6 protein-coding genes are annotated in these 10,126 nt (G+C 63.2%); 1 reads left to right on the top strand and 5 read right to left on the bottom strand.

Going from position 1 to position 10,126, the window contains the following annotated elements; genetic code table 11:
* Window positions 1-107 precede the first annotated feature (107 nt).
* Window positions 108-758 carry a hypothetical protein gene (locus ACFWF2_RS32545; RefSeq protein ID WP_379311319.1) on the top strand — a complete coding sequence of 217 codons (651 nt, stop codon included), beginning with the start codon at window positions 108-110 and terminating at the stop codon, window positions 756-758.
* Between the two features lie 618 nt (window positions 759-1,376).
* Here ACFWF2_RS32545 and ACFWF2_RS32540 read toward each other — a convergent pair.
* From ACFWF2_RS32540 to ACFWF2_RS32520, 5 genes are all read right to left on the bottom strand, one after another.
* Entirely contained in the window at window positions 1,377-1,661 is a 285-nt protein-coding gene (locus tag ACFWF2_RS32540) for a DUF6881 domain-containing protein (protein ID WP_379311318.1), read from the bottom strand.
* A gap of 3 nt (window positions 1,662-1,664) precedes the next feature.
* A complete protein-coding gene (locus tag ACFWF2_RS32535; RefSeq protein ID WP_379311317.1) occupies window positions 1,665-7,061 on the bottom strand; it encodes a putative T7SS-secreted protein in 5,397 nt (1,798 codons plus the stop codon).
* Window positions 7,062-7,664, bottom strand: coding sequence for a hypothetical protein (locus tag ACFWF2_RS32530; RefSeq protein ID WP_379311316.1), 603 nt, complete (start codon window positions 7,662-7,664; stop codon window positions 7,062-7,064).
* Window positions 7,657-8,046, bottom strand: a complete 390-nt coding sequence (locus ACFWF2_RS32525) for a hypothetical protein (RefSeq protein WP_379311315.1) — start codon at window positions 8,044-8,046, stop codon at window positions 7,657-7,659. The genes ACFWF2_RS32530 and ACFWF2_RS32525 overlap by 8 nt, the downstream gene beginning before the upstream one ends.
* A 380-nt stretch (window positions 8,047-8,426) precedes the next feature.
* Window positions 8,427-9,257 (bottom strand): endonuclease domain-containing protein, encoded by an 831-nt coding sequence (locus tag ACFWF2_RS32520; RefSeq protein WP_379311314.1) that lies wholly within the window; start codon window positions 9,255-9,257, stop codon window positions 8,427-8,429.
* Window positions 9,258-10,126: the final 869 nt, after the last annotated feature.

Here is a 10,126-nt window from a genome sequence, read left to right as displayed (position 1 = left end):
GGTCATGGCACCGAGGCGCGCAACGCGGTTTCGCCCGGAACGGTTTCTGGGGTAGGATTTTAGGTCGAAGATCTATCAGTGACGGTGACACAAAGCAAGGAGATTCAATGGGGCCGGAGTCATATCTGCACGCGGACGCGGTCGAATATGATCGGCTGCATGCGCGAGCGAAAGGCTTCTTCTATATCGATCGCAGATTCCCGGATGATGTGTTTCGGAAGGCTGCATCGAGGACGGTCTTTGTCGATTTTGATGAGGCGCTTTCGGAATATCTCTGGCCTGCGCTCAGTGAGCTTGCGGAGATTCATGGCGATGAAGCGGTAGACCTTGTGGCTATCGAACCCGAACTGGGGACATTGAGGTTCCCTGCCGAATGGAATGTGTTTCCGTCGTTCTCGCTTGATGTTACGGCGAGCGCAGACGAGTTCCGGGCTGCGACTTCCGAGCTTTCTCCTGACGGCATCTCGCAAATGATCGGCGATTTATCGGACGTTTTCGCGATAACGGGAGCTTCTGGATTGTGGGGATGCTGGGGGGAGCGTCCCGCCAATGTTATGGCTATTTCGGCTCCCGAGTCTCAGGAATTCCAGCAATGGCGCCGTAAGTTCCAGGAAGAGTGGCGTGATGCATACGAAGCGCTGAGCCTCGTGGCTCGTGGCGCCCGCAATATGCGCCTCCCCATTTCGTTCGTCGAGCCGTTCGTGGACAACTATATGTGGACAGTTGGGCTTCGCCCACTCGATCTTGTCGCCAGATGATATCGAGGTTCCATGCCTTCGCGGACTAGCTTTGATCGCTAATTCGTGCACCGTTTGGTCGCGAGTCTCGGCATCGTCCGGCTCGTCTGCCGGCCTGGCGACCGTTATTCTTGTTGCCCGGTGACCTGGGTCGGCGAGGTTGGAAGGCCATCTTCGGTCGACCTCAAGCGGGTGAACGGGGAACCGAGATGGATGGATCTGCGGAGTCTGGCAACCTGGCTCGCCTGCACGAGGACCTTTGTGCCGAGACGCACAACTGCTCGACATCGTTAACGGTTCGATCATCGACTTCTCACCATCAAGGGCTGGGGAGTCACGCTGAGCCTGGCCACCCTGGGCCTGGGATTTCAGCAGAACCACTACGGCTTGTTCCTCGTCGCTGCCGCCAGCGGGTCGCGTTCTGGCTGCTCGAGGCATTCACCAAAGCACACCAGGTGCACTACTACCCGCGCATGCGTGCCATCGAAATGACTGCATACACGCTGTTCTCGGTGGCGTTGCCCGGCGGCGGACGTGCATCCTCACCGCCACGAACTCACGAGAACGGTCCGCCACATGGAGTCCTACTTGAGGGCGAGCCGCGGTCAGCCCTGCACCCGAGGGGGTGGTCCGGCACAGTTACTGAGGCTGGTTGCGGGCAGCAGACCATTTCGTTTCGAACTCGCGCTTGGAGATTTCTTCCGCGTCGAACTCTGGTTGCGATGCGATTTCCTGGATCGGTGCTATTTCTATTTCGGCCAGTCCGACTGTGGGAGTGTCCCGACTCTCGTCTGCCCACTCCGCGCGGCCGTCGCGATACAGCTGAACGCGCCGAGTTTCCCAGTTGTCGTCACCGACTTCATGGAAGAACACAGTTGGTTCGTCGGTGAAATCGTGGTGCCAGGTGACCTTCACATACCTCATGTCCTAGTTCCTTCCTGATCGGATGATTCGCCCGGCGAGATCGAGTGGGCCGCTGTTGGGGACAACGAAGACCCCGGGTCTTCCTTGTACGACTTCGAGTCCGGTGACATCGATCTCCAAGAAGTGTGTGAATTTCTGTCCAGCCCAGGGTACGCGGAGGAAGTCGTAGGAAAGCTGGCCGAGTGTGCGCGTGCCTGGTTGGACGTCGGTCAAGTATTGGCCGTCGCCGTAGCGAGCGTCCTTTGGGTTCTGTTCGCGCAGAGACGGCCGTAGCTCTTGACTGTCGAGGATCCCGTCGTGGCCCTCCTGGTTGGTGTAGTGATACAGAGTCCGGGGCGGTTCATCCGGTGGTTGGGTCGACGGGGCGTTTTGGTTGCCGCCTGTGCATTCCTCCGGCGCCAGTCCGAGTGGGTCGCACCACCGAATCGGGTTGTGAGGGTATCCGTATTGATTCGGTGCTGGCGACAGACCCAGTGGATCTGGCGTGAGGTACCGGCCCTGGCTCGGGTCGAAGTACCGGTGGATGTTGTAGTGCAGCGAGGTCTCGGGGTCGTGGTACTGGCCGGCGAACCGAATCGGCGTCGAGCAGTCACCTTTCCAGGAGATGTTGCCCCACAGATCGACCGAACCCAGGGCTAGACTTCGGCCGGTACTGGGATCGACGAGGTGGTGGGGAACCCCGGATATGTCGGTCAGGACCGCGCAGGGGTTCGAGACATTCGAGCTAGGCGATTCTTCGATCTGCAGGATCGGGATGTGTGTGGCGGGCAGGTACTGCCACCTGCTTGTGCGGTCACCGCTGGATTCTTCGATGAGTTGAGAACCGTCGTATTCGAAGGTGGTGTGGGTGAGGCGTTCGCCTTTGCTGTTCAGTCGATACTTGGCTGTGCGCCGGTTGGCAGCGTCATATGTGTACTGCCACCACTGGCCATCGGGGGTATAGACGTCGGTGAGTTGGTCGAAGGCGTTGTACCGGTAGTGCCATACCGCCGGTTTGCGGGAGAGCCGGGTGGTGACTTTGCGGATCAGGCGCCCGGACGCGTCGTAGTAATAGTGATTGCGTCCGTCACGGACGAGGAGATTGTTGTGGTATTCGCGGCCCTCGGTCCCGGTGTGCAGCTCGTCGTCGACGGCTGAGCCGGGTGTCCGACGTGCAGTGATGTTGCTGAGTGCGTCGTATTCGTAGGCGTCGGCGACGAGGTGGTCGCGGGTGATGGTGGTGACTTGGCCGATTCGGTCCAGCCCGAAGCTGTCGTGAACCGGGGTGGTGTCGGGTCGCTGGATGGTGTGGTCGGTGAGGTAGCCGTCGGCACGGTAGGTGTAGTCGTCGTGGCGGATCGTGAACGGGGCAGGGCGGATGTCTGGGTTCTCGCCGAAGTCCAGGGAGAACTGTGCGGCGGGGAATCCGGTGGCGTGTTGGGCGGCAATGTTGCCGTTCTTGGTGAAGGTGCGTTCGATCTGGACTTCGCCGATCCGCCATTGCGTCAGGCGGCCCGCACGGTCGTGCGTGAAGGAAATCGCGTGGCCGTCGGCGTCGAGTGCGGTGGTCTGGCCGAGGGTGTTGTGGTGCCAGGTCGTGACGTTGCCGGCGGGGGTGGTGCGTCGGATCCGGCGGCCGCGACGGTCGTAGTCGTTGCGCAGGGCCGGCTCGTGGTCGCGTTGTTGGGTGGCGACGAGGCCGGTGGGTGTGTAGGTGTATGCGAGTGTGTGGGTCTGGGATTCGGAGTTTCCGTTGCTGGCGGTGAGGACACGGCCTGCCGCGTCGCGGGTGTAGTGGATGTATTCGCCGGTGTCGGCGGTGACGGCGGTGAGATGACCGAGGACGTCATAGCTGTGGTGGCGGGTGATTCCGGTGGCGGGTGTGACGGTGGCGACCCGGCCGGTGATGGTGTGGGTATAGGACGTGGTCGCGCCGGTGTAGTCGGTCTCGGCGATCAGGCGCCCGACGGTGTCGTACTCGTAGGACCATCGCTGGCCCAGGGGATTGATGACGGCGACCAGCTGACGTTCGGTGTTGTGCAGGTAATGGGTGGTTGCCCCGTCGGGGTCGGTACGGGAGGCGACGTTGTCGAAGCCGCTATAGGTGAAGTGGGTGATGCCACCATTGCGGTCGGTGTGGGTGAGGAGATTGTTCTCGCCGTCGTAGGTCCAGGTTTCGGCGAATCCGTCCGGATCGACGCGCCGGGAAAGTCGTCCTTCCGGAGTCCACTTGTAGAAGGTGGTGTGACCTAGCGCGTCGGTGACCTTGGCGGGGCGGCCGAACGGGTCGCGGCTGATCGTGGTGGTTGCACCGTGTGGGTCGGTCACTGCGGCGGGTAGCCCGGTGGGGTCGACTTGGATGTGGGTTACGGCGCCGTCATGGTCGCGGATTTCGGTTGTCGCACCACATGCGCTGTAGGCGTACTGGGTGCGGGCTCCGGCGGCGTCGGTGTGCGCGCGGAGGTTGCCGTGCTTGTCCCACTCGCGGTGGATGCTTGTGCCGTCGGGGTTGGTGATGGTGGCGGGGCGGTTGGTGTAGGCGTAGTCGACGCTGATGTCGGTGCCGTCAGGGCGGGTGATCTTGGCGATCTCGCCCTCGGGTGTGTAGCTGTAGGTGGTGACAGCACCGTCGGTTTCGGTGACGGTGAGGGGCTTTCTGGCGGCGTTGTAATCGATGTGGCGATGTCCGCCGTCCGGGGCGATGACATCGCGAAGGCGCAGGTCGTTGTCGAATCCGTAGCCGGTGACGCCACCGCGGGAGTTGGTGTGTCGGGTGAGACGGCCTGTGCCGTTGCCGAGTTCGAGGTACTCGAAGTCGGCGTCCATAATTCCGTCGGTGCCGCGCTGCGCGACAACACGACCAGCTTCGTCGTAGGTGTTGGCAACCCAACTACCGTTGGAATCGGTCCACGACAGCATCCGATGGTGGTCGTCGTAGACGAAACGGGTTATGCCGCCGACACCGTTGGTGACCGTTGTCAACTCACCACGTTCGTAGCCGAATTCGCGTACACGGGTGATGGATTCGATCCCGTCGACCTCGCCCGCCACGGAGATTGCAGTGACTCGGCCGTCGGCTGAATCCAGAACTACGCGGTAGCCACCGGAGTGGGTGACGGTAGTGGGATCGCCGTTGCTGTTGTAGTGGAATCTGATCCGGTTGTTGTGCCGGTCGGTGATCGCCGAGATCGCATAGTTCCCCAGGAGGGAGTCCAGCCCTCCGAGAACGGGCTCGGGTGCGAAATGCCACACCAGTTCTCGATCCGGATCCCACAACCGGTAGCCGCCCAGGTCGGTACGGGTCAGTTTCCAGCGCTGACCACCGGTGATCGGCACGACACCGACACCTACCTCGGCATGTGGGTAGGCCAAGAGCATGCCGTCTTCGAAGACGACGGTTACACAGCCGGATTCGACGACAACACGCATGTCGAGGGTGGCCGACCATGAGGGGCCGAACCATCGACCGAACCGATAGTTGGAATGGTGGGCACGCTTGAGAGCCAGGCGGAGGATGCCAGGCAGGTCGAGGTCGGTGACCGGGAGCAGGAATTCGCCGGTCGCGATGTTGACCGGATCGCCGCCTTCGCATGTCTGGTCGCGCGTCGAGTCGGTCTCAGGCGGGTTCTTCTGGGCTGCCTCGCTCGCGCTGGGCTCACCGTTCCCGCCGTTGTCGTGGTCGGATCGTAGCTCGGGCCTGCTGTTGTTATCGGGTTGGCCAGGTGAGTTGCCCTCGTCATCGTTTCGACTACCTGGCTGGGTCGGGTCGGGGTCAGCGGCATTGTTGTCGGCACCGTCGTGGTGCGGGCCCGGCTTGCCGGAGTCGCCGTCACCTGGGCTGTTGTCGCCGTCGTGATTGTCTGGTGTGTTGGGGGAGTGGGCGTCGGGTGAAGCCGCTGGGTTCGGGTTCGCTCCATCGGTATCTGGGCTGGGACCAACGGGGGGACCATCATCTGTGTCGTCCGGTTTCGCGGCAGGCGCATTGTCGGGTGGATTGTCGTGCAGCGTGGGAGATTCCGGTTCCGGAGTTCGTGGGGAATCCGGCGATCCCGCGTCGGGATTCGGCCTTGCGTCGCCGTTGCTGGACGGAGCGGAATCTCCGTCCAGCAGATCCGAGCGTGGGGAGTCTGGTGTGGTTCCGGCTGGGTTGGCGGCGGGTGAATCACCGTTGTGCGCTGCGGGATTCGTCGGTGGCGCGGCCGGGTTGTCCGGAGCATGGGGTGAGGCCGGGGTGCCGGGTGATTCGGGCACGTTCCTCCCGGCTGCCCCGGCCGCGTCGTCGACGACGTTACGACCCGCAATACCGAGCCGGGCGGCGTCGGAGGCTTTGTCGACGACAGTGGCACCCGCCTTGGCCGCGCCACCCGCGCCACCGGTCGCCACGGTGAGTAGCGCGTCGCCGGTGAGCGCGCCCAGTGCTTCGGACGGGTTCGTTTTGAACCCCGCCAGCATCGCCGCGCCGGTCGCTTTCGGGTCGGCTGCGGCCAGCACCATGCCGGTGCCCAGGTCCGACATGCTCGACATGTACTCGGCCGGGTGGGTGATGTTGTAGGCGTCGATCGGAGAAATCGAGCGCACGAACTGGACCATTCCGGTCAGCGAGGTCAACAGCCCCGTACTGAAGTTCAGGCGGGCCTGTTCTATCGCCGCGTTCAGGTCTTCGAAATTCGAGCCCCAGCGGGAGAGGAACGGTGGTTCGGTCGGTGCTGTCGCGGTAGCGGCGCTGATCGCGGCCACCGCCGTATCGGCGGCGTTGTCGCGCTGGGTGCGGGCGCCGGTCAGGATCGCTTTCGCGGCGTTGCGGATGTCGGTCCAGGTGTCGGTGAGGTTCTTGCCCTTGCGGTCGTCGTCGGACAGCGCGTTCCACGCGTTCTTGCGGTCGCGTTCTTCCCGGTCGGCTTCCTCCCACTTCGCGATCGCGTCGGCGGCCTTGGCCTGGGCGGCGGTGACCTCGTGGGCCCACGCGTCCAGCGCGGTCTTGGCCTTGCCCATCGCATCCGCGCCGTCCCACCACAGTTTCGGCTGCTTGGCGAACTCCTCGTCGAACGCTGTCGCGGCGTCACCGGTCCAGTCGGCGGTGTCGATCTTGCGCAGCGCGTCACCGGTTTGTTCGATCGCGGTACCGATCTTGCCCAGATGCCCGGTGACCTCGTTGATCTTGCCGACATCGCCGCGGATCAATTCCTTGGGATCGCTGGTTTGGCCGAGTTCCTTCTCCGGTACCGCGCCGCCGGTCGCGTCGACGACCTTGTCGCCCAGATCGTCGAGCCATTCCGACAAGCCGTCGGCGCCAACAGCTTTGGCGACCTTCGACTCGGCATCGAGGACGGTGTTGTAGGCCTGCCCGACCTTCTCGGTCGCCGACTCGACACCGTCTTCGATCGCGTCACCGACACTGTTGAGGAAATCCCCGATGCCCATCTACTGCGTTCCCCCGCCAGGCTGCTGTGATTGCTTGATCTCGGCGACATGGGCGGCCACGCCGGTGTCGAGGCTGTAGGCCTTGTCCGGATTCTCGAGTAGGTACTGACCCGCCGAGCCCAACGTCGACAGGTTGTCACCCATATGCGAGAACGCGTCGCCGAACGAGGACGCGCTGTAGTTGGGCTGCGCGGCGAGGTTCCAGGTGTTGTTGGACAGCACCTGGCCCCAGTCCATCTTCTCGATGTCTTCCTTGCTCGTGTGCGGGTTGCCGGCGAGGTGGGTGAACATCTGTTTGAACGAGTTCGAAATCTGCTCGTCCATGATGTAGTAGCGGCCCGCCGAGAGGTCCAGGATTTTGGCGATCTCGTTGCCGGACTGGACCAGTGCCCGCACACCCCACGACCAGCGTTCGGTGAAAGTCTCGAAGGTGGTCTGCACGTTGGCTTTTCCGGCTTCCATCGCCGACATCGCCAACTGGGAGAAGCCACGCCCGACGGCGCCGGTTTCCCCGACACCGAGATCGGAGAGTTCGGCGATGATGCCGGTGATCCCGTTCGCGGCCTGGGTCAGCAGGGCGGGATCGACGTTCAGATCAGACATCGGCCGGGTCTTCGGGCACGTCCGGCGGGAAGGTCATCGGCTGGTCGCCGAGCATGTCCACCGCGACACCGGTCGGCTCCGGTTGCGCGGCCGCGAACTCTCGCAGGCGGCGACCGAGGAAGGTGTGGAACCGGTACTCATGGTCGGTGACCACTCCCCGCGTGGTCATGAACCGCGCGTATTCGGGAATTCCGGTGAACGCGCACAACCAGGCGATGCCACCGGATTCCAGGGTGAAGACCCGGTCGTCCGGCCCGGTCAGTGGCACCAGCAACGCCGAGGACTCGAAAGCCGCCACCAACTCACTCGGGGCGCCGAATCCCGCGTAGAACGCAGCGATCTCCGACCGCAACCGTGCAGAGTCAACCTCGACCTCGGGCATGCCTGTTCCCCCTCCCCATGGACACCCATCAGCGATACAAGCTATCGAACCTAGGGCTCTGGTTCCACTGGGGGCAACAGACGGTCCATTAGCAGATTCACCGCAGTCGATCTTGGCGCCGGGAGGCTTCCTCGGATGGCCGCTGCAGCACGTCGGCATCACTACTGGGGATTCGTGTCTCCGAGCTGCTGGGCAATCTGTCCGCTGACATGCTGTCGGGCATAGCAGCCGACTACTCCTCGAGAAGGTCCATCGCGACAACAGGGGGCAAGGAGGGCGCGGGCTGGATCGGCCACGTTGCTCTTCTCCGGCCGGTGAGCGTCGACGGCTTCACCATCGCACGAGGCACTGACATGGCCGCAGCGCCGGTGTTGTTCCGCTCACCACCACGGTGAGCGGTCCTCGGGTTGCCCGTAGTTCCATTCGAAGGCTGCAGCGGGCGGGTTTGCCCGGTAGGCGTCGAGCAGGGGTTCCAGCTGGGGTGTCGAGTTGATCGGCGAACCGCCTTCGGCGTTGTTGCAGCTGACGCAGAGCGCGCCGCGGACGAGGTCGGTGTGGTGGTCGTGATCGAGCACAGCCTGGCGGGAACCGCGAGTAGGCGAGATCTTGCCGTTCGCGCGCTGGCCGCACACCGCGCAGCAGCCGCCCTGGTGGTGGAGTAGGAGTTCCACCATTACCCGCCGAAGCTTGATCTGGGACAACCCTGGAGGAAGGTAGTCGGCCAGTCGTGCCCACTCGTTACGGTCGAGCTGTGTCAACTGCTCGACCAGAGTCCTGAGCACGAGGTCGTTGTCGAGTTGTTTGAGTGCCTTGGCCGCTCGCCTGCGAGCGCCTTCTTCTGCTGCGGCGATTGAGTGTTGGACTCGGGATGCCTTCTCGCGGTGAGACAGGCGTGGGCGCTCCACGCTCGTGGTGGTGCGCAGCAGCTCCCACTCGCCGACGAGCCGGTGATTGGAAAGGTGTGGTCGGTTCCGCAGGTATGTCGATGCCCGTCTGAATACAGCCCAGTTCCGTTGCTGCCATGGTCGTTTGGTGTCGATGTAGGTGACGCCGTCCGGTGCGACCGCGTGCGGCCGACACACTCCGTTTGCATCGAGCAGCCTGGCGCGCAAATCAACTAGCTCCTGCTTGAGCCAGAGTTCCGGCGTGCGGGCGAGGCTGATCGCCGCCTCCTCCTCATAGAACGCGCCGTCGCGCCGAAGAATCCTCATACGCGAAGTGTCCGCGTCGGATACGACAAGTTCGAGGACAGCGTCTGCTCGGCAGATCTTTTGGGTGACAGCCGGATCGAGCCTGACGCGCTGACGTTGGCACACGCGTTCGCAGCTGCTGTCGTCGGCGTCCTCTGACTTGGACACGGCCGTGGCGGGTTCGGAAGGCGCTGATGTTGCCGTCGGCTTGGGCGCCGGGATGACCTTGAGGGCGATTGATCTCGTGCTGCGATGTCAGGCCTGCGGTCGGCTGCGTAAGAGAGGCCGAAGGTGCCTGACTTGAGATGCCGAAAGACCGCCCGTATGCGACGGGCGCGGGTGCGAGACCTTGTCTGCCTCCTATTCGCGATGAGGGTCCCGGCAGACTCTCCGGTGTTGTGCTCCATACTCTTCGGCCCTCGCGTCCGCGGTCTCACCTCAACGGTGCCTCGGATGGCAGTGGCTACCGATGTTCTGACGTCGACTGTCGGGTTGCGGTGGCTGGCGAACACGGTATGGATGCGATGCTTCACTCGTTTGCGTGGAGAAGTGCGTGACGTGGGGTCCTCCTTGCTCCCTGACCGCCCGAGGAGGTGAGGAACGATCGTGTCGAAGGCACTGGCATTGACGCATGTTGGGCCGCTTCGACTTTGAACCACCTACCATTCGGCGCAGGTACGTACTTGCGGTGACGCGAGGAAGATAGTCGAGCCAAGGTCATTTGAGCCGTTTCCGGGTCCCGCCGAAGCTACTGTGCAGGTGGAGGGTTGGGTGCGGGATGCAGTCGCCAGACGCTCGAGGAGACTGATCGAAAGTGAATGAGATTTCGCTGTTTGGGTTGTAAACATGCAGGTCAGTTAGTGTGCTCCCCGCGCGAGCGGGGATGAGCC

The organism is Nocardia sp. NPDC060259 (genome assembly GCF_042728775.1).
In the GTDB taxonomy this organism is placed as follows: domain Bacteria; phylum Actinomycetota; class Actinomycetes; order Mycobacteriales; family Mycobacteriaceae; genus Nocardia.
This window is presented reverse-complemented; position numbering and strand designations above follow the sequence as displayed.